Source organism: Bradyrhizobium sp. ISRA464, from assembly GCF_029910095.1.
In the GTDB taxonomy this organism is placed as follows: domain Bacteria; phylum Pseudomonadota; class Alphaproteobacteria; order Rhizobiales; family Xanthobacteraceae; genus Bradyrhizobium.
In genome coordinates, this window is sequence record NZ_CP094526.1 from 2,993,748 (window position 1) to 3,012,955 (window position 19,208).

Consider the following 19,208-nt stretch of genomic DNA (forward strand, 5'->3'; position numbering starts at 1 on the left):
CTTGATCAACCGTCGTCTTTGGCCCTGCCTCCTACCGTGGACACCTTCAAAGTCCAGCGCCCGGGCGCTGAGCCGGGAGCGGCTCCGCTTGATCAAGTCACTTGACTGCGAACATGAGAGCAGGCTGTTGAAGAACTCAGCCGCGTTCGCAAACGAAGGCTGAATCTTCGCCATTGTGGATGTAGAAGTGGCCGACGAGCCTATAGCGCGACAATCTGGGTGGGAAGCACTGTCACCTTGATTGCCGCGCGGCAGACGAGCCTGTCTGCAGTGCCGAGCCGATCATAGCCCATCCGCGACCGCAGGACGGATCGTTCTTGTCGTGCCCTTCCCATGAGAACTCCGCGCATGCCGATCCGTCGCGGGTGCCGTAGCGCACGTCCAGGAAGCCCCTGAGAGCCCCAAAGGCGATTTCGCCATCGGACTTGCCCTGGAAGGCGAGATGCGCCTCTTCGACAAGATCGAGGAAGTCGCTATCCCAGACGTCCATCTCGATGATGCGCCAGCGGCCTGCAAAGGCCTTGGCGAAGCCGGGCACCTTGGCCATCAGCCGGTCTCCGCGATCAGCTTGGGCAGCCGCACCAGATTGTAGGCGGTGGCAGCGAAGGTAAAGGCCCATGCGACGCGATCACGGCCACGGAAGCGGGTCTTCTCTTGCCCCGCGATCGTCTTGATCCAGCCGAATGCCTCCTCGATCCGCTTGCGGATGCGCTGGCTGACAGCATAGCCGCCGTGCCGGGTCGTTCGCCCGTCAATCGTAGAGCTGCGGCCGCTGGTGTTCTGTGCAACATGCGGCGTCACGTTCATCGAGCGAGGCGAGAACTTCTCGCGGAAGTCTCGAATGGCCGATCGCACCACACAAGTCTTTTCAACGGCTTAAGGGTATCGATCCGTTCCCAAAGTAAAAGAAGGCCAATCGCCCCGTTCTTACTGTCAAAGTCGCCCTATTCTTTGTGGGCGGAGGCAGCAATATCAGTCACTTAATCGCCCCGCTCTTGTTGTGTCAGCATACGCATATGCCGACCCGTTCGGACCGGGGCGATGACGGTTTAAGAACGGGCGGTTGGCGTAGGGCTCTTATTGCCACCGGCAGTTGCGGCCCGGCGAGATTTGTTTTCTGTGACGCCCCCGAAAGGCAGCCGATTCGACGATTTTATTCCAAATTCTGGACCGAGCGGGAGCGGGCTAAGACCGCGCTGGCAGCCAGAGGCTGTCGGGGCGTTACGGCTTGGGCCCGTCGCGAAGCAGCGATTCGGCGTAGGAGACTTCAACAGCCTCAACGCGTTCTCGATCTCATAGACCGGATCCACCTCGCAGGTGCCGATAGCGCGAATATTCGCGAACTGTCGCCCCTCGTGCCGGGCGCGAGTACGACCGATTGTAGAGATCGACAGCATAGCAACGCTAATAACAACAGCGACTACTCATCTCGGCGCTGTTCCAGTTAGATGCAGGCGGGAGCGCGACAGGTCTTTTCCTTGCCGGGCGATGAAAGCGGCTTCCCAACTGAGTGGCCTTACCGCATGCCAAGCTGCTTCACTGCGATCTTGGCAATCTCCGTCGTATCGCGAACACCGGTCGGGCCGATCTCAATGATCTTTCTTGCGACGAGTTGCGAGAGTGGATCGTCGCGATCAACCAAACTCAGCAAACGCAACGCCTTCTCAAAGGCTCGGGTCAGAATCTCAATTTCATCCGCCCCCAATTGGCTGCCCCTAAGCAGCCGCCCTATCGGCATTTCCGTCCGCTGATAAAATAATGCTACAGAAAGCTGGAACCAGCACATTAAACTAGGATATGTCCCCGCGACTTGGGTTAAGCTAACTTGATGGACGCAGCCTTAGATGACTTGGATCATTGATTGCTCGTTTCACGGAATGACACTGTGAGCGGGCGCCGGAGCATTGGTAATCGGCTTCTGGCGGTGTTGCCGCCGGCAGATTTGGGCCTGCTCACGCCCCACCTCCAGAAAGTCTCGTTCGAAGCCGACGAGGTCTTGGTGCGGTCGGACGATGAACTCGACCAGGTTTATTTTCCCCATAGCGGCGCCGTCGCCTTCATGCTCGATATGCCAGACGGACAAACGGTCGCGACCACGCTGATGGGACGGGAAGGGGCATTGGCCTCGCTCTCCGTGCTCGGCCCCGCGCTTTCGTCCGTTACGGCGATTGCTCGCGTGGCCGGCACCGCATCGCTGATTTCCGCCGCGAAATTCCGGGTCGCCTATGCGCAAAGCGCGGCCATCAGGCATGTTGTGCAAGTCCATGCCCGCGCGCTGCTGTTGCAGCTCCAGCACGTGGCCGCCTGTAACGCGTTGCATCGGGTGGACGGCCGCATGGCGCGGTGGCTATTGCAGCTCCACGACCGTGTTCCCGACGACCTCCTTCCGGTGACGCAGGAAGGGCTTGCCCAATTGCTCGGAGTCCGACGGACGACGGTGACGCTGACGATGAACAAGCTTCGCGCGGCGGGCGCGATCCCGTCCGACGGGCGCGGCTTCGTCGAGATCGACCGGGCGCGGCTTGAGAGGGTGTCATGCGAATGCTATGCGCTGATGCAGCGCAGGATCGATCGCATGTACTGTCAGGAGTTGTCGGTGTCGCAACCTGCCCTTGCGCCCTTCCGGTCGCCAACTTAGGCGGCCCTACGCTTCCTCCGACTGCATCCCCGCCATCGCCCGCTCCAGCTCATCTGCAAGCGCCTTGTAGTGAGTCATCAGCCGCCAAAAGATGTCGCGCTTGATCCTACTTTTCGACTCCCGGTGAAGGCGCTCGCATTGAGCGATGTTCGCGCGAAGGGTCTTTAGGTGCGCTTGCATATCCTTCATAGAATGCCCCCTTGAGGAGCAGGTTACCACGCTAGGACTGGATAACTTTAGCGCAGTCCCGTCCGAAGGCGAGCAACTAAAAATAGTATACAATCGTTAAGGTTGCGGAACCAAAAAAACAGTTCCACGTTGTAGTGGGTCCAGTCATCACTCCCGGGGAGCCTAAAGTGCGGGCGACAAAGTACGTCGCGCGTCAGGTCGCGGCCCTGTTGGGCTACGCCAAGTCCACTGTGATCGAGCGATCGAGAAGGCTGGTTAGACGACGCTCTGCTAGCAGGACGGCGCTCGACCGGGAGGCCGTCACGGAGCTTATTAGGCTCACCGACAACCTGCTCCGGCAGTACGGCCGAGACGTCGAAGGGGACGATAGAGTCACCCGCTGCTTCGCTACCGACGAATTTTTCGTCGCTACCTACGCAGTGGAACCGGGCCTCGCTCTCTACCAAATTTCGCAGCACACTGACGGTGAGAATATATCTCAAGTGTTTGTCGCGACGTGGCACTGCACTTCGGGCACGCCAGACCTGCGACTCTACCGTGACGGAGCTTGGCGGAGGCGATTTCGGAGTTTCGCTGACGGCTCATTGGACCCGGCTCCACTACGGCTTCTACATTGATAGCGCAAGGTCCTGATCTCGTTCACGTCGCCTTGAGCCGACTGCATCTGCTCCCCGCAAGACCATTCAGGCGTAGAGTAGGCTACGGCCTCAACCAGTGAGTGTACAACTTTCAAGGGCGAGCGGCGAGAGTCTGCTGCGGGTCACGAGTGCCGCCCTCTGCAACAGACGGCGACCGGTAGACTTCCGCTATGCCCCGTTGGCGACCAAGGTCGTGTGGCGGCGCAATATGTCGCGACGGGCCAATGCCGGAAGTCTGCGCTGCGCTAACCCAGAATTGCGGCACCAGCACTCCGGCGAGCGCGCAAAACGACAACTGGAGCCTTTCGGTTTTGACGGTATCAAAACCGAGGCTCCATCTTTTTGTTTGTCGCGTCTTCTTCGCGCGAAACGGAGCCTACTTCGCCCAAAAGCGCTCTTGGCAGACCGGCGTCTGCCAACAGGAAGATCGCGAGGACGAAATCCGTCGTATCGGTGATCCCCGTCGTCCATGCCCGGTGGCAAAGGCAGCAACCACCGCTTGCTCTTCTGGCGCTACGAGCTCATTCTCGCCAAGGGATCCATGACCCATCCGATAAGGTCGAGGATCAGATCGCGCCATCGCGGCTCCCGCGAGGTCTTGACCCATGAACTGCTCTTGTTGCGGTTCCGAGGTTCAGAGCGGCTTTGCTTTCTGCCCGAAGTGCGGCACGAAGCAGCCGGACGCGTGCCCCGGCTGCGGCTATCTGTGCGCGCCGGATTTCGCGTATTGCCCAAAATGCGGCGTCCTTGTCGCTGCGGCCCCTAAAGCCGGCGGGCAGCCGTCATCACGGACCGGTCCGTTGGCATTCCCGATCAGGGCATACTCACCACCGCTGGCGCCGCATCCGACAGTCGACGCCGAACCAGCATTTCGACCGCAGCCGCACAAAATCGATAGCGAGGCAAACCGCCGCACCATTACCGTGCTGTTTGCCGACCTCAGCGGCTTCACCACGATGAGCGAGCGGCTCGATCCCGAAGTCATGCAGACGCTTCAGAACGAATTGTTCGAGGAGTTGACGGCAGCGGTGCAAGGCTTTGGCGGCTTCGTGGATAAATTCATCGGCGATGCGCTGCTTGCGCTATTTGGTGCGCCAGCCGCGCACGAAGACGATCCGGAGCGGGCGGTCCGCGCTGCCCTCGACATGATCAGGCGGACGGCGCAGCTCGAAGAACGTGCGAAGGCATACGTCGGTTCGCCGCTGCTGCTCCATATCGGCATCAACACTGGGCACGTGGTTGCAGGTGGGCTAGGTGTGGGTGTTGCCAAATCCTATTCGGTGACCGGCGACACGGTGAATACCGCGCAACGAATTCAGTCGATGGCGCCCCCAGGCGACGTGCTTGTGGGGCCGTTGACCTACCATCTTACCCGGCATGCGTTCTTGTATGAATCGCTTGGCGAGGTCTCGCTCAAGGGCAAGATGGGCGGTGTCCTGGTCCATCGCCTGAAGGGGCCGCTCGACACGCCGCGTGCGGCACGCGGCCTCGACACGCTGGGCCTCAGTGCGCCGCTGATCGGGCGCGACGCCGAGCTTGCTCGCATGATCGGCAACCTCGACCTCGCGTGCGGCGGCGCGGCGCAGCTGGTGCGGCTGGTCGGCGAAGCCGGCATCGGGAAAACGCGGCTGACGAACGAATTCGTTACCCGCGCCCGCGATGAGGAGCGCTTCGCTGACGTGGCGATCCGGCGGGCCATTTGCTCGCCGCTGGGCGAGCAATCCTACGGCACGCTCGCCGCGGTGCTGCGCAGCGCTTACGGCATCGCGCAGAAGGCCTCCGCCGCAGAGGCTCAGGCCAAGCTGGCCGCAGCGCTGTCGGACCTTGGCCTTGCGGCCGAAGAGGCCGAGCGGCTGATGCCCCTCTATTTCCATGTTCTTGGTCTCGGCGACCCGGACGCGGTCCTGCAGCATGTCGAGCCGGCACAGCTCCGGCGGCAGATCTTTTTCGCGATCCGCACCGTTTTCGAACGGCGGCTGGCCTTGTCGCCGCTTCTGATCATTGTCGAGGATCTGCACTGGGCCGATGCCGTGTCGCTTGAAGCGCTGCGGTTCCTGATGGATCGACTGGAACGCACGCGGCTGATGCTGTTGTTCACGCACCGGCCCATGCATGAAATGGATCAGTTCGGTGCGAGTCGCATCAGCCATACAATCCTGCGGCTGGCCCCCCTCGGCGTCACCGACGGACAGAAACTGCTCGCCGCCTTCTTTAGTCACGGCTGGAGCGATCCGCCCGGAGATCTGTTCAGTCGAATTCTCGAACGTGCGAGCGGCAACCCGCTTTTCATCGAAGAGATTGTCCGCGGCCTCATCGAAGCCGGCACTCTGGAGCGTGACGGTACGCATTGGCGGATCAAGTCCAATTTGGCGGCAGCCGACATTCCGGCAAGCATTCAGGCGTTGTTGCTGGCGCGGGTGGACCGGCTGCCACATGACGTGCGCCGATTGGCCCAGGAGGCGGCTGTGATCGGCCCGCGCTTCGATGCTGCTCTGCTCAGCGCGACAGCGACCGAGCCTGCGAACGTGGACACGGGGCTCGAGCTACTGTGCGACGCAGAGATTGTCGAGGAGGCCGCGGGTGCGAACTCGATGTCGCTGCGATCCTATCGGTTCACCCAGACCTTGCTGCAGGACGTGATCTATCAAAACCTCCTGTTGCAGCGACGCATCGAGATGCATGGACGGATCGGGGCTGCTCTGGAGCGGTTGTGTGGGGATGCCCCCGAGCGGCTCGAAGATCTCATTCTGTTGGGATACCATTTCAGCCTCAGCGCGAGCAAGCCGAGAGGAGTGCATTACCTGAGTGCGGCCGGCGACAGAGCCCGCGCGATCTACGCCAACGATGACGCGATCCGTCTCTATCAGCAGGCGCTCGCAGCAACGCTGACGGCTGGCGATCCAGGCCCGGGACGCCTCGTTCTGGACGAGCGGATTGGCGACCTGTGTGCGGCGGCCGGCCGACGCAGCATGGCCGAGGAACATTACCAGACGGCGTTGGAGGCCCACCGCGCCGCTGGCGATCGCGCCGCCGCGGCGCGCATCCTTCGCAAGCTTGGCCGCTTGCTGTGGGACGCCAGCAAGCGAAGCGGGGCGGAGGCGCATTATGCCGAGGCGGCTGCGCTACTTGAAGGGACCGACGCGCCGATCGAGTGGGCGCACCTATTGCAGGAGCGCGGTCACCTCGCGTTCCGCCTAGGCGATCACGCAACCGCCGCAAGATGGGCAGACGAAGCGCTCGACTACGCCCGATCCGTGCCGCCGGACGCGAACAAGCAAGCCGGACTCGAAGCGGCGCGTGCGATTGCGGAGGCTCTCAACACCAAGGGAGTTGCATTAGCGCGGCTCGGCCGGTCCGCGGACGCGGTGCGCGAGGTCGAGCGAAGCGTCGCCGCCGCGGAAGCCGCCGGGCTGCTCAACGCAGCCTGTCGCGGATACAACAATCTCGGCGTGCTCTACACTATGGTCGACCCGGCGCAGGCCATCGCGGTGTGCCGGCGCGGGCTCGATGTCGCGCAGCGTATCGGCGATCTCGGCTTTCAGGCGCGGCTTCTTGCCAATCTCGCGGTCGCTTCCTGCACCTTTACCGACACATGTTCCGACGAAGGCGTGCCTGCCGCCGAAAAGGCCATCGAACTTGACCGTGCGCTGGATCAGCGTGAGCACCTTCCGGTGCCCTTGATCGTGCTTGGGCAGATCTATCAATGCCATGGCAAGCCGGGGCTGGCAGCCCGCTGCTACAATGAGGCAATCGCGGTGGCGAAGGAAACCGGCGAGCCGCAACAGCTCTTTCCGTGCTATGATGGCCTTGCGACCCTGAACCTTGATCGCGGCGACATGCCCGAGGCCGAGCGATATTTTGCTTTAGCACATGATGTCTGCGCCCGGCACGGGCTTGATCCCCAAGGGCTGATCGTACTGCCGTTTCTTGATTAACAGGGATGAAGGAGGTCATCATGTCCGAACGTCATGTCGATGGGCCACTCCAGCCGGGCGACCGCGCGCCGAACATCGTGCTGGACGCGATCACGCGCGAAGGCAAGATCGCCTTGGATGACTATCGCGGCCACAGCCCGATAGTAGTCGGCTTGTTCCGAGGCCTGCATTGCCCGTTCTGCCGGCGCCATATCGCGGCGCAGGCGCAGCTTGACGCCGCCCTGCACGAGAAGGGCGTCGAAAGTCTCACGGTGGTCAATACGCCAATCGAGCGCGCGCGACTCTATTTCCGTTACCATCCGTTGCCCAATCTGCTCGCTGCATCCGACCCCGACCGTATCTCGCACCGCGCGTTCGGCCTGCCCAATCTCGAGTTTACCGAGAGCGAGACCGAATGGCCGCACAAGGTAGGCATGAACGTGGTGACGAGCATGCAGGTCGAAATTCCCGGCGAATTGTCCGAGCCGATGAATCGGCTGGCGGCAGTAGGGTACCTCAATAACAAGGACGGCTACGAGATAACAGAGGCCGATCAGCGCATGCTCGCAACTGGCCAGGGCCAGCTCTTTGGGCAGTTCCTGGTCGACCGCGAGGGGATTGTGCGCTGGAGCTTTACGGAGGTCCCCGAAGGCGGCCACCGCATGTTCGCGGCGCCGAGCCCGCAGGAACTGATGTCGGCCGCCGCGCAGGTTGCAGGCTAAGCATCGTAGCGTGGTTTGGCGTGCAAACCTGCCCCTTGGCTGAGGACAAAGGAGCCTGTCACCGATAAGAATGGTTTGCTGTCCGGCCAAAGCAGGAGACGTGGTTACGCTTCGCACGTCTGGATGTCAGGGGGTCATTTTCGACCGATCCAGCGCGGACGGTCGGCTGATTGAAGTCCGCTTTGCCCCAATTGCGCCGGGCCAGGGCGTTGAGTTTAGCCGGACTCCTGTGATTCAAACTCCCAAACTGGTGGTCTCGAAATTATCGAGCCTGAAATGCCAAGTAATCAGCCGGGGCTATTCCTCGACCTCGACGTCTGCCGGCATTTGCCGCAGCTTCTGATAGGGGAATTCTCCGAGCTCGGGATGCAGCCGGTCAGCTTGGATCATCGCGGCCGCGGCCATCCGTGCGGTGCCCAAGGCATTCGGCAGAGTCAGCAGCGTAAGAGCGATCGGCACCCACGTCGGGATGTCTTGGACCTGGCCGTCCTTCATCTTGACCTCAGGCCATCATGTGGCGCGACCTGCCCTGCAGTGAGAATGATCCCTCGACCTGGACGCAGCCGGTGATCCGGCTGCCCGGATATGGCGGCGAGCCGTTCCGGCAGGCGATCAACACGCCGCTGCTGCGTCGGGCCTTCGACCAGATCGCCGGTCCCGGCCGCTGGAGTCCGCGCGACAACACGGAACTTTTCCGGTGCGCTTCCCGCATCCGGACGATCCCGGCGACGCCGGCCGGCACGTCGAGGTCAGCTTTCCCGGCGACGATTGCGATCCGAACGAGCAGCACGACTTCTCCGCCTGGCGGGTCAACGTCGTCTCGCGCGGCCGGGCGCTGTTGATGCTGTTCCTGTTTTCCGATGTTGGCGAAGACGACGCGCCGACGCGGATCAGGGTCGGCTCGCATCTCCCGAGGGCCCGTTATCTGGCGCCGGCGGGCGCAGCTGGACGTGCGCGCATGAGGCTCGACAAGATCGGCGCCGATTGCGAGATCGCGCTGGCGACGGGCGCAGCGGGCACGGTCTATCTGTGCCATCCTTGCCTTGTGCATGCCGCGCAGAAGCATCGGGGCAGGAGGCCGCGCTTCATGGGCCAGCCGTCGCTGGGCGCGGGCGAGCAGTACCGGCTCGTGCGCGGCGAGGGCGCCTATTCGCCGGTCGAGATCGCGATCCGGCGGGCGCTGGGGATGGGCTGAAGCACGATCGCGTTTGATTGAAGCGGTCCGTCCGCAAACAAGGTCCGCCTCTCCCGCTTGCGGGGGTGGGGGGCTCTCTCCTCGATATGACTCGTGGAGACACGCCCCGTCATGACGATGTGGAGATGTCGATGCCAACATCGCCGACGGCGCGTACTGCGCCGCCGCCGAACCATTGGGGAAGGGCGACACTATGAGCACGGTTTTGGTCACGGGCGGATCGGGGTTCATCGGCGCGTATGTGATCCTGCAGCTTCTTGCCGCCGGGCACGTGGTGCGAACCACGGTGCGTAATCCGGATCGCAACAAGGATGTGCTCGCGATGCTGCGCGCGGGCGGCGCGTCCGCGCCCGACAAGGTCGGCTTCGTCACTGCCGATCTGCTGCGCGACGACGGCTGGCAGGAGGCTGCGGCGGGTTGCGATTACGTGATGCATGTGGCCTCGCCGCTGCTGACCCATGTGCCCGACGACGAAAACGAGCTGATCATCCCGGCGCGCGACGGAACCCTGCGCGTGTTGCGCGCGGCGCGCGACGCCGGCGTCAAGCGCGTCGTCGTGACGTCGTCGTTTGCCGCGATCGGCTACGGCCATCCGCCGCGGTCGGCGCCGTTCGACGAGACGGTCTGGACCAATCTCGACGGCGACGACGTGCAGGCCTATCCGAAATCCAAGACGCTGGCCGAGCGCGCGGCCTGGGATTTCATCGCCCGCGAAGCCGGCGGCCTCGAGCTTGCCGTCGTCAATCCGACCGCCGTGTTCGGGCCGGTGCTCGGTCCCGACTTCTCCGGCTCGATCGGCATCGTCAAGGCGCTGCTCGACGGCGCGATGCCGGCGGTGCCGCGGATCCATTTCAGCCTGGTCGACGTGCGCGACGTCGCCGACCTGCATCTGCGCGCCATGACCTCGCCCAAGGCCAACGGCGAGCGCTTCCTCGCGGTGGCCGGCGAGACCATGTCGGTGCTGCAGATCGCCCGCCTGCTGCGCGAAAAGCTCGGCAGCCGGGCGCGGCGGGTGCCGCGGTTCCAGGCGCCGGACTGGCTGATGCGGCTTGCGGCGCGGCGCAATCCGCTGGCTCGCGCGGCCTTGCCGCTGCTCGGCAAGGTCAGGCAGGCGACCGGTGCCAAGGCGCAAAACCTGCTCGGCTGGCGCCCGCGCGGCAACGAGGAGATGATCGTCGCGACCGCCGAAAGCCTGATCAGGCTCGGCCTGGTCAGGACGTGACCGTGCGCGCCGCCGGGCACGCTTGCCATACCCTTCACCGAGTGCTGAATTGCCACAAGCAGACAGAACATCAGGGAGGCTGCGCCGATGGACAGGATCCTCGCGGCCGCAAAAGCGATCGCCACCGCCCGCCGCAGCCGCGCGCCGCTGAAGGCATTGCCGAAAGACGTCGTGCCGCGCGACGAAGCCGAAGGCTATCGCGTGCAACGGGCGGTGCACGATCTGCTGCGTGCGCAGGCCGGCAGCCTCGTCGGCTACAAGATCGGCTGCACCAGCGCGGTGATGCAGGAATATCTCGACATCCCGCATCCCTGCGGCGGCGGCGTGTTCGAGAAGGCCGTGCATGACAGCGGCGTGCGATTGCCGGTGACCGATTATGTCCATGTCGGCGTCGAGTGCGAGATCGCGGTGAGATTGGCACGCAATCTCGCGGCGAGCGAGGCGCCGTTCACCGCCGAATGGGTCGCGGAGGCGATCGAGGCCTATTATCCCGCGATCGAGATCGTCGACGACCGCTACGTGAAGTGGGAGACGCTGGGCGCGCCGACGCTGATCGCCGACGACTTCTTCGCCGCCGGCTGCGTGCTCGGGGAGGCGGTGCCGCGCCTCGCCGGGCTCGATCTGCTGCGCGTCACGGGACGCGCGATCGTTAACGGCAAGGAGGAGGGACGCGGCACCGGTGCCGATGTGTTCGGCCATCCCCACAATGCGCTGGCCTGGCTCGCCAATCATCTCGCCGCCGAAGGCAAGGGCCTGCACGCAGGCCAGATCGTGCTGACCGGCAGCCTGGTCAAGACGGTCTGGCTGAAAGCCGGCGACGCCGTCGTGATGGAGCTCGATGGGCTCGGCACAGTCGAGGCCACGTTCACGTAAAGCGGTCGAGCCTGTTCATACGATCAATTCGACCTTGCCGTCGCGGAGCCGGTAGATGCCGCCGACGACCTTGAGGTTGCCCTGATCGACCGCGGCGCTGAGGATCGGCGTCGCCGACTTGAGCTTGGTGATGTTGTCGATCACGTTCTGCCGGATCGCGTTCGCCAGGAGGTCGCCGGGCTTGCCTTCGCTTGCCTTCACTGCCGGCGCGATTGCCTTGACCAGCGCGGGCAGATGGCCGGGCAGGGTGGTGTTGTCCTTCAGCGATTTGATGGTGGCGTCCACCGCGCCGCAACTGTCGTGGCCGAGCACCATGAACAGCGGCACGTTGAGCGCAGACACCGCGTATTCCAGGCTCGCGACCTCCTCGTCGCTGGCAAAATTGCCGGCGACGCGGCAGACGAACAGGTCGCCGCGGCCGCTGTCGAAGGCGTATTCCGGCGCGATGCGCGAGTCGGCGCAACTCAGGATGCCGGCAAAGGGGTTTTGACCGCCGGCCAGCGCCTCGCGCTCATGCTTGAAATCGTGGCGGCGCGACACGCCCTCGACATAGCGGGCGTTGCCCTTCATCAGCCGGTCGAGCGCCGCGTCCGGCGACACCACGTTTTGCGGCTTCGGCGGCGGCTTTGTCTCCTTGGCGAACACGGGCGACGCGAAGGCAAGGCTGGCGGCGATGCCGCCGGCTGCAGCGATGAAGCGGCGCCGCGAGGTCGACGTGAGAGCAGGGGAATCGCAGAGCTGGCACATGAAGGTTCTCCATGGTGACGGCGAAGGCGACATCGCTGACGGTTTATGTCATTGCCGGCGAAGCGAGGCAATCCGCGCTTCGTTTGCACGGTCTCACGGCCGTCATTGCGAGGAGTGTCAGCGACGACTTGTCCGCCGAAGCCTCGGCGAAGGTGGAAGCAATCCATCGCTCCGCCGTCATACCCCGCGCATGCGGCGTATCCAGTACGCTGCGGCCTCCCGGCTCAATCACTGCTGCCTCTGGAATACTGGATCGCCCGCTTTCGCGGGCGATAACAGTCGTGGAGATATAGTTTCGCGTTCTCGCGGCGCGTTGCGTCCGAGCTTTGCACTTCGTTTCGCCCTCTCTTGATCAGAAGGCGCAGGGAAAGCCGGGTGCCGACCCGAGCAAATAGAAAGCTCGGGAGGTAGGACCACAGGTGAAACCGGAGCAATCCCGGCTTTCCCTGCGCGATGGGTTACGGCTTATACGTGCTCTCCCCGGCGAGACTCGGCTTTGTTGTCACCGTCATCAGTGAGAGCTCTAGCTCTTACTGATGAGACACCTGCCACTAGGGCGTCAGGCCTGCACGTCTATAATTTGGCATTCGGTGAAACACGCCGAAACCAAGAAAAGCCTTTAAAACAAGTAGCTTTTGCCTAGCCTGTTTCGGGCTGCTTCGGCGGGTTTCGCCAAATCTAGGGCCCGGCCCAAAGCCTCTTTCAACCCTTCCACGGAGACTGAGAGGCCCAAGGCCGAGCGCATGGTCCAAACCCTTTGGGAGCCTGAAACCGTAATGACGACTATCACAACCACCGACCCCTCCGGCAAGCGCGCCCGCAACGGCAGTGTCATCCTGACCGATCGCCTCTGCGAGAAGCGGGTCGCCAAGCGGGTCAAATTCTACGACCGCAAATGCCCGGGCCTCTACGTCAGCATCACCACGGCGGGCGTGGCGACGTTTTCATTCAAGTTCACCGACAGGCAGACCGGCAAGCAGCGCACCGGATGGCTGGGCCTTTATAATCCCGAGACCTTCACCGTCGAGGATGCCCGCACCAAGGTCTACGGGCTCATGGGCATGGGCGGCGATGCGCTGGTCGAGACCTTCCGCGACCGGAAAGCGCGGCAGGCGAAGCGCGGCAAGACCGTCGATGAGATCATCGAGGAGCGGATCGCGTGGATGCAGACGCCGGTCCGCAAGCCCGACGGGGAAATGCGGCCCCGGATCGAGACGTGGGAGAACGTCGCCAGCCACCTGCGGCGATTTCTCAGCCCCCGGCTCGGCAAGAAGCTCGCGGGCGAGGTCACCAAGCACGACATCGCGACGCTCTCGAACGACATCGTCGCCGGCCGGCACGGCGGCAAGACGTCGGTCGCCAACGCCCGCCACATGCGGCGCGCGGCCTCGGGCCTGTTCAAAACTGGGCGGCGGAAGCCGGCCGCGACTACGTGACCGCCAGCCCCTGCGTCAACCTGCCGAAGCTCGACCCGGAACATCCGCGCACCCGGGTTCTCTCGCCCGACGAGATCAGGATTTTCTGGCACGGCCTCGATCGCGACGACCTGCCGTGGGATCGTCGGACCCGCCTCGCGCTCAAGTTCGAGTTGGTTACCATGCTGCGATCCTGCGAACTGCTCGGCGCCAGCCGCGACGAACTGTTCGATCTCGACGGCGACAATCCGCGCTTTGACGTGCCCTTGAAGCGGGTGAAGAAGCGGCGGGTGATCCAGCAGCCGCTGCCCGACCTGGCGGTCGAGATCATCAAGGAGGCTCACCAGCGACAAGCAGCAATACGTCTTTGCGAGCCCACTTGGCGATCAGCAAATGAACCGCAGAGCCATGGCAACTGCGCTGCGCGGCACCAAGGTCAAGGGCAGGGTGAAGACGCCCGGCATCTGCGCGCTGCTCGGCCTCAAGCCATTCACGCCGCACGACCTGCGCCGGACGGCGGCGACCTTGGCCGGCGACCTCGGCTTTGATGATGCGTGGATTGCGAAATGCCTCGATCACGCCGCGAGCAAGAAGTCAGAGCAGATCGTGCCAAGCGTCACCGGCAAGGTCTACAATCACTCCAAGCGCATGCAGCAGAAGCGCGCTGTGCTGGACGGCGTCGCAGCCGAACTACGGCGGATCATCGCCGAGCCTGCCGAAACCGAACTGCGTCTCGTCGCCTGACCACCAGCCCGACCCAGAGATGGGTCGGGCTTTTCTGTCGAAACACGCTGAAGCGCGCCATTTGGCCACTGGTGCGCTTGCCGGGCGCGCTGGGAGATGGGCTGGGCCCTTGTGTGAATGCATGGGTGGCTGTCTTATTGAGCCAGGTTTATCGGCCCGGCCGGGTTTTCCGATTTGGCCAACCAACGACAGAGCGAGCATCGACGGTCAGGCTGACAGCTCCTTCGGAACGAAAACGCAGCTTACTGTTTGTCTTCAAAAACGGAGGCCCCTCATGGCTTCTCGCGTAGCAGACGTTGCGTGCGCTTCCGCTTGGAGCACGTATTTGATGGCCCACGCAGACGTCGATAACGATGATGTTCGGCTTATGGCGCTGCATCGGTACATCACCAATCTCTGCGAGTCCGGCGAGCAAGACCCTATTGCTCTTCAAAAGGCTGGGCTGGCGCATCTGCACCGGCTCGACCAGTTGGTGCAGAGCGGGAGGAGCGACTCGCGAGATATCGAGCTTTGAACAAGACGGTCTAAAAACGCCCCCCTTTTCTCCGGGGCACCACGCGAGACACGCTCTCGCGCCAGTTACTTGCGCGTTCAGAAACATCCGCTGCTTGATCTATGCTGCGGATCTCCGCTCCGACAGGAACCTCAGCCTAGAGGGCGCGCAATTAACGCCGCCAGCTGCCTCTGAAATCCGTCGATCTCCCTTAATGCATTCTGTCGCTCTGATCCCTCGGGAAGTCGTCGCGCGGCTTCGCATAGGCCCGCCAGTAATTGCACCAGCTCCTGCAATTCGTGAGTCTCGGATCTTCCAACTGCGCGTCGGCTCAACGTTGTGTCCTCACGGATACGAATGGATCATCGATGCCGTTGCCGCGCAAACACTTGTCGCGGCAAAAGCTGTTCAACGTTAAGTAGCGCCAATTTCCAGCTCTTACTTATGTCGAATGAGAGGATCAGCCTCCGGTTTGCCGCATAGATTTACCAGGAAATTGGCTCTGCGTGACGTGACACGCAGCCGCCCATGCGGCCCATGGGCCACGCTTACAGATGCATCTGCGACAGGCGTACCCCCACGGCGCTAGCCCTGATTAGCTTCCTTAGAGCCCGAATTGACACTGGCGCTCTGGGCAAAAGCCTTTTTGATTGAAAGCACTCGCGCGGGCTGCGGCGGAACCGGACGACTGGAGCCCGGCAGTCGCAAAGAACAAAGGCTTGGCGGGCGGGTTACGCCGCCAGGCCTTTTCTTCGTTGGGCTTGAGCGGCCCCTGCCCGATGATGCGCTCAAAGATCGTGATGCGCGGCGCGGACAAGGAAGATCGGGCAGCGACGCATGGCAGCAACCAACACCCTCATTAACCTCTGATCGTTGTGTTACTACTTCAACGCTCCGCTTAAGAGGGGCAAATATTTTTGAAAGAGTTTTTAGGAGGGAATGCCATGCGAAGGTATGTATTGGCCTTACTGATCATCACTTCTGCGCCGTCCGCATTTGCAGGTGAGCTACCAAAGGCAGCTACGACTACACCGCCTGCTGGTCCGGCGTTAACAACGTGATCACCTTCTCCAAGACACACACCGCGGCGAGTTACGAAATGACGGGTATTATCCGAAGCACCTCTCCAGGTGGGTTGTTTGACAAGAATACTTTCCACTGCGTTGGGATGAATGCCTCTCTTGACGGGAAGAACACAAGGTCCACCGTATGCGAGGGTATCGATGCAGACGGCGACAAGCGCCTGTCATATTTTTCGCTCGGGAGCGATGGAAAGATCATCCGAGAAAATATCACCGGCACCGGGAAATATGAGGGTATGGTCGCAACCGGCACAGTCCAACCATTGGGCCCGTTTCCGGTCGTCAAAGCCGGAACGTTTCAGGACTGCAATCATCAGACTGGCACGTATAAGCTAAAGTGAGTCCCTAGCGAGAATGGCCGCCGCTGATTTCTGTTCAGCGGCGGCTTCCGCAGCTACGTCGAGCCGTGAAAGTTCCGTGATTGCGTGCGGTTTGGCGGACGATCTGCTCAGTGCTCCGATGACGCGCAATGACGCGGCGACTGATCGGGCGCTGTAGGCCGTGGCGCGCCGTCGAAGTTGCGGGCCAAAGCAAAAGCCCGGCCGCAAGTTGAGGAAGGCCGGGCGATCGGAAATATGAATTTGATGAACGCCGCGATTATGCTGCTGTGCGCGTAGAACGTCTCTCCCGGGGGAATACGGGTGGCAGGCGGCGCCTAGGCGCACCCCGTTTGAGTTGCGACGGCTGTTAGCCACCGGGCCGATGCAAAAACGTATCCACGGACGCAGCTAATCGGTCCGCAACTTGCGTGACGGCCGGCGTGGACTGCTTTTCGAGCGTTAGCGCGCCGACGGGATGCACCACCAGTGCAGCACCAGCGGTGAAGGCAGCGATCGCAATTGCAGCAAGATATTCGATCCTCATGGCGATGGTCCCTCCCATCGGCCCCACGAATTAACCGGACACTTTCAGAATTGGTTCCCGAGCGCGAGTGAGTTCCTATGGGCGATCGCCCGGCAGGGATCGCTGCCCGGCTTTTGCATGATCAATGCTTTGCGCTCAATAGGTTCCTCATTCCGATCGCGATCAGAATTGGGAACGAAGAGCCTTGCCAGGACTTTAGAAGCCATGAGACCGCCGCTCGCTGGTGAACAACCCGGCGCATGTCGCGGATAGCCAAAGGTCGCTACCAAAGACCCGCTGTTGTCAAAACAAGCGCGCGCGCAAGATAGCCAAAAGCGGCGGTCTCCGGTCTTATTCAAAATCGCTAGCCGCGCCCCGATCAGTCGCGGGGGAAGCGTACTGTCGGCCTGCCGGTGGCGTTGTTCATACCGGAGGCTGTGTTATGCGCAACCGCATCGACATCGACTACGTCCACAGCCGGACCATTGTTCGAGTGATTGGCAAGGGACTACGCGCGTCGCTGAAACCAGAACCGGAACTCTCGCCGAGGCTCAAAATGCAAATCGATCGGCTCCGCGAATTGGAAGAGCAGTCACCCTCAATCAGTCCAGCGGCTGAGCGCTGGGACAAGTCTCGCCGTTGAGCCGCCCTGGGACAGACAGCACGGACGGCTCCGGCCGAACAGGGACGAGCAATGCCATCGGCGAAGCGCCGGGCGTCAAAAATTTTGCAAGAATACGCAGAGGCGCAATCCGAATTGATCGGCAAAACCGTCGTCCTTACCGACGGAAAGGCCGGCATGGTGGAGAACGTTTGGCTGGATGAATTGCACGGGCTTCGGATTTCGATCAAAGGCCATGATGGAAGATGGCCGGTCTCAACCATCAAGCTTGTGGAGAGCTAGACCTCGCAGGCCAGCGATAGCCGGCGCGCTAAGCGGCCTCTTTGATCGGCGCGCAGGCCGTGAGCCGGATTTTTCCAGCATCCGTAAACTGGAAATACGTCCGCACGCGCTTGCCGTCATATCCCCGATAGTCGAGCGAAACACCGTCTTCTTCGGGCATCAATGCGTCGATCTCGAAAGCATCGGCTCCGGATGCCGCGAGCCTTTGACTCCAGTACCATTTCATCGCGGTTCGGCCTTGAAAGCTCCCGCCCTCGCAGCACTCGACCGTAGCCGTCTCATCATAGAGGTCTAACAAATCATCCAAGCGACACTGCTTACAGGCGTCGATCCAATCGACAACAATAGCGATAGTATCGAAGCCGTCCCGAGCATTCGACATAGTCCACCTCCTCGTTCCTTCCCGCCGAGATGGCTAGGGACTCTGGCCTGAATGGACTATGAACCGGCCCTGATTGTGCCGAATATTTTTCAAGTTCCCGCAACCATCAATCTTGTACCGCGTCAGCCTCACGCAAGGAGCGCGAATGGCTGACAACAAGCAAAAGCAAGAACTGCAAGAGATGGTGATGCGCTACCGCATGATGGAGCGCGAGGCCACTGACCCGCTCGCCATCCGTCTCTTGCGCGACATCGTTGCAGAACTGGAAGCGGAGCTACAGCGGTCCGACGAGTAGTTCCGGATCATGCGAAGGCCCGGCAGCCATCGAGAATGCGCGCGGCCGCGAGTGGGCATTTGAAAGGTACTGTAGGTTCCTCCGCCGGCCCCGGGTACGCGGGACCGCCCGCCTTTTGCGTATTTCCCGAAGCCGTTTCCGGGCTTTGTTTTGGCCTGAAATGGCGCAAAACCGGGCCAGAAACCCGCGCTTTTGGCTCACAAATCGACCAATCCGGCGGTGGAAATGGATGCTTTGACGCGATCGAGCGGCGTGGAGATGTGGCCGATCGGGCGGTTGCGGCCCTATGCGCGCAATTCGCGCCGGCATTCGCCCGAGCAAATCGAGCAGATCGCGGCGTCAATCCGGCAATGGGGCTGGACGATGCCGATCCTCGCGGCCGACGACGGCATGGTGCTGGCCGGTCACGGCCGATTGGCCGCCGGGAAGCAGTTGGGATTTACCGAGGTCCCGGTCATTGTGGCGCGCGGTTGGACCGATCAGCAAAAGCGCGCCTATGTCATTGCTGATAATCGGCTGACCGATGCCAGCGATTGGGTTGACGAGATGCTGCGGCTCGAATTGGCCGACCTCGTGGAGGGCGGTTTCGAGATCGCGCTGACCGGCATTACCGAGGACGAGCTATCGAGGCTATCGGTCGGGGTCGGCGAATTGGAGCAGATGCCCGAATTGCCGGACGGCGATCGGTCGCCTTTCCGCGACATGACGTTCATCCTGTACGGGGAGCAATTCGGGATCGTCGAGCGCGCGATAGCCAGGGCGACCAAGCCGCGCGCCCCGGACAATCCCAACCGATCGCCGCAAGGCAATGCGCTCGCCGCGATCTGCGCCGAATATCTAGTGTTCTGTCCCGTTAGTTCGTAGCATAATAATTGCATGGGTTTCGGGTGTCCCGATCGAAGGAGATACCCG

Annotated in this window: 19 protein-coding genes and 4 pseudogenes; 14 read left to right on the top strand and 9 right to left on the bottom strand. The window is 62.2% G+C overall.

Going from position 1 to position 19,208, the window contains the following annotated elements; translation table 11 throughout:
• Positions 1 to 136: 136 nt before the first annotated feature.
• From MTX19_RS13735 to MTX19_RS13745, 3 genes and pseudogenes are all read right to left on the bottom strand, one after another.
• A pseudogene (locus MTX19_RS13735) lies at positions 137 to 547 on the bottom strand (hypothetical protein).
• A pseudogene (locus MTX19_RS13740) lies at positions 547 to 807 on the bottom strand (transposase); the annotation flags it as partial. The pseudogenes MTX19_RS13740 and MTX19_RS13735, both read right to left, overlap by 1 nt.
• 709 nt (positions 808 to 1,516) lie before the next feature.
• The gene (locus tag MTX19_RS13745) at positions 1,517 to 1,786 is read right to left on the bottom strand and encodes a hypothetical protein (RefSeq protein ID WP_280984054.1); all 270 of its coding nucleotides are present in this window, start codon (positions 1,784 to 1,786) and stop codon (positions 1,517 to 1,519) included.
• A 75-nt stretch (positions 1,787 to 1,861) separates the two neighbouring features.
• On the opposite strand from MTX19_RS13745, the gene MTX19_RS13750 reads away from it, so the two are divergent.
• On the top strand, positions 1,862 to 2,638 hold the full coding sequence (locus tag MTX19_RS13750) for a Crp/Fnr family transcriptional regulator (RefSeq protein WP_280984055.1): 777 nt from the start codon (positions 1,862 to 1,864) through the stop codon (positions 2,636 to 2,638).
• Positions 2,639 to 2,644: 6 nt separating this feature from the next.
• Here the strand turns inward: MTX19_RS13750 and MTX19_RS13755 are convergent, their stop codons facing one another.
• The gene (locus MTX19_RS13755; RefSeq protein WP_280984056.1) at positions 2,645 to 2,827 is read right to left on the bottom strand and encodes a hypothetical protein; all 183 of its coding nucleotides are present in this window, start codon (positions 2,825 to 2,827) and stop codon (positions 2,645 to 2,647) included.
• Between the two features lie 1,243 nt (positions 2,828 to 4,070).
• Between MTX19_RS13755 and MTX19_RS13760 the strand changes: the two genes are divergently transcribed.
• Positions 4,071 to 7,400 carry an adenylate/guanylate cyclase domain-containing protein gene (locus MTX19_RS13760; protein WP_280984057.1) on the top strand — a complete coding sequence of 1,110 codons (3,330 nt, stop codon included), beginning with the start codon at positions 4,071 to 4,073 and terminating at the stop codon, positions 7,398 to 7,400.
• Between the two features lie 20 nt (positions 7,401 to 7,420).
• Complete coding sequence (locus tag MTX19_RS13765) at positions 7,421 to 8,101, top strand: redoxin domain-containing protein (protein WP_280984058.1); 681 nt, start codon at positions 7,421 to 7,423, stop codon at positions 8,099 to 8,101.
• Positions 8,102 to 8,398: 297 nt separating this feature from the next.
• On the opposite strand, the gene MTX19_RS13770 is transcribed toward MTX19_RS13765, so the two are convergent.
• The gene (locus MTX19_RS13770; protein ID WP_280984059.1) at positions 8,399 to 8,596 is read right to left on the bottom strand and encodes a hypothetical protein; all 198 of its coding nucleotides are present in this window, start codon (positions 8,594 to 8,596) and stop codon (positions 8,399 to 8,401) included.
• Positions 8,597 to 8,604: 8 nt separating this feature from the next.
• Here MTX19_RS13770 and MTX19_RS13775 point away from each other — a divergent pair.
• From MTX19_RS13775 to MTX19_RS13785, 3 genes and pseudogenes are all read left to right on the top strand, one after another.
• A pseudogene (locus MTX19_RS13775) lies at positions 8,605 to 9,296 on the top strand (phytanoyl-CoA dioxygenase); the annotation flags it as partial.
• Positions 9,297 to 9,489: 193 nt separating this feature from the next.
• Complete coding sequence (locus tag MTX19_RS13780) at positions 9,490 to 10,518, top strand: aldehyde reductase (RefSeq protein ID WP_280984060.1); 1,029 nt, start codon at positions 9,490 to 9,492, stop codon at positions 10,516 to 10,518.
• Between the two features lie 87 nt (positions 10,519 to 10,605).
• Complete coding sequence (locus MTX19_RS13785; RefSeq protein ID WP_280984061.1) at positions 10,606 to 11,391, top strand: fumarylacetoacetate hydrolase family protein; 786 nt, start codon at positions 10,606 to 10,608, stop codon at positions 11,389 to 11,391.
• Between the two features lie 15 nt (positions 11,392 to 11,406).
• On the opposite strand, the gene MTX19_RS13790 is transcribed toward MTX19_RS13785, so the two are convergent.
• The gene (locus MTX19_RS13790; protein ID WP_280984062.1) at positions 11,407 to 12,138 is read right to left on the bottom strand and encodes a carbonic anhydrase; all 732 of its coding nucleotides are present in this window, start codon (positions 12,136 to 12,138) and stop codon (positions 11,407 to 11,409) included.
• A gap of 776 nt (positions 12,139 to 12,914) precedes the next feature.
• On the opposite strand from MTX19_RS13790, the gene MTX19_RS13795 reads away from it, so the two are divergent.
• From MTX19_RS13795 to MTX19_RS13805, 3 genes and pseudogenes are all read left to right on the top strand, one after another.
• The gene (locus tag MTX19_RS13795; RefSeq protein ID WP_280984063.1) at positions 12,915 to 13,574 is read left to right on the top strand and encodes an Arm DNA-binding domain-containing protein; all 660 of its coding nucleotides are present in this window, start codon (positions 12,915 to 12,917) and stop codon (positions 13,572 to 13,574) included.
• A 321-nt stretch (positions 13,575 to 13,895) separates the two neighbouring features.
• Positions 13,896 to 14,297 (top strand): annotated as a pseudogene (locus MTX19_RS13800) (tyrosine-type recombinase/integrase); the annotation flags it as partial.
• Between the two features lie 328 nt (positions 14,298 to 14,625).
• Complete coding sequence (locus MTX19_RS13805; RefSeq protein WP_280984065.1) at positions 14,626 to 14,811, top strand: hypothetical protein; 186 nt, start codon at positions 14,626 to 14,628, stop codon at positions 14,809 to 14,811.
• Positions 14,812 to 15,394: 583 nt separating this feature from the next.
• Here the strand turns inward: MTX19_RS13805 and MTX19_RS13810 are convergent.
• On the bottom strand, positions 15,395 to 15,607 hold the full coding sequence (locus tag MTX19_RS13810) for a hypothetical protein (protein WP_280984066.1): 213 nt from the start codon (positions 15,605 to 15,607) through the stop codon (positions 15,395 to 15,397).
• A 282-nt stretch (positions 15,608 to 15,889) separates the two neighbouring features.
• On the opposite strand from MTX19_RS13810, the gene MTX19_RS13815 reads away from it, so the two are divergent.
• A complete protein-coding gene (locus tag MTX19_RS13815; RefSeq protein WP_280984067.1) occupies positions 15,890 to 16,213 on the top strand; it encodes a hypothetical protein in 324 nt (107 codons plus the stop codon).
• A 346-nt stretch (positions 16,214 to 16,559) separates the two neighbouring features.
• On the opposite strand, the gene MTX19_RS13820 is transcribed toward MTX19_RS13815, so the two are convergent.
• Complete coding sequence (locus tag MTX19_RS13820; protein WP_280984068.1) at positions 16,560 to 16,736, bottom strand: hypothetical protein; 177 nt, start codon at positions 16,734 to 16,736, stop codon at positions 16,560 to 16,562.
• A 421-nt stretch (positions 16,737 to 17,157) separates the two neighbouring features.
• Here MTX19_RS13820 and MTX19_RS13825 point away from each other — a divergent pair, with 421 nt between their 5' ends.
• Positions 17,158 to 17,358 carry a hypothetical protein gene (locus MTX19_RS13825; RefSeq protein WP_280984069.1) on the top strand — a complete coding sequence of 67 codons (201 nt, stop codon included), beginning with the start codon at positions 17,158 to 17,160 and terminating at the stop codon, positions 17,356 to 17,358.
• A 51-nt stretch (positions 17,359 to 17,409) separates the two neighbouring features.
• Positions 17,410 to 17,619, top strand: a complete 210-nt coding sequence (locus tag MTX19_RS13830) for a PRC-barrel domain-containing protein (protein ID WP_280984070.1) — start codon at positions 17,410 to 17,412, stop codon at positions 17,617 to 17,619.
• Between the two features lie 28 nt (positions 17,620 to 17,647).
• Here MTX19_RS13830 and MTX19_RS13835 read toward each other — a convergent pair whose 3' ends face one another.
• Positions 17,648 to 18,001 carry a nuclear transport factor 2 family protein gene (locus MTX19_RS13835; RefSeq protein WP_280984071.1) on the bottom strand — a complete coding sequence of 118 codons (354 nt, stop codon included), beginning with the start codon at positions 17,999 to 18,001 and terminating at the stop codon, positions 17,648 to 17,650.
• A gap of 145 nt (positions 18,002 to 18,146) precedes the next feature.
• On the opposite strand from MTX19_RS13835, the gene MTX19_RS13840 reads away from it, so the two are divergent.
• A complete protein-coding gene (locus MTX19_RS13840; protein WP_280984072.1) occupies positions 18,147 to 18,296 on the top strand; it encodes a hypothetical protein in 150 nt (49 codons plus the stop codon).
• A gap of 225 nt (positions 18,297 to 18,521) precedes the next feature.
• Positions 18,522 to 19,160, top strand: a complete 639-nt coding sequence (locus MTX19_RS13845) for a ParB/Srx family N-terminal domain-containing protein (protein ID WP_280984073.1) — start codon at positions 18,522 to 18,524, stop codon at positions 19,158 to 19,160.
• Positions 19,161 to 19,208 lie beyond the last annotated feature (48 nt).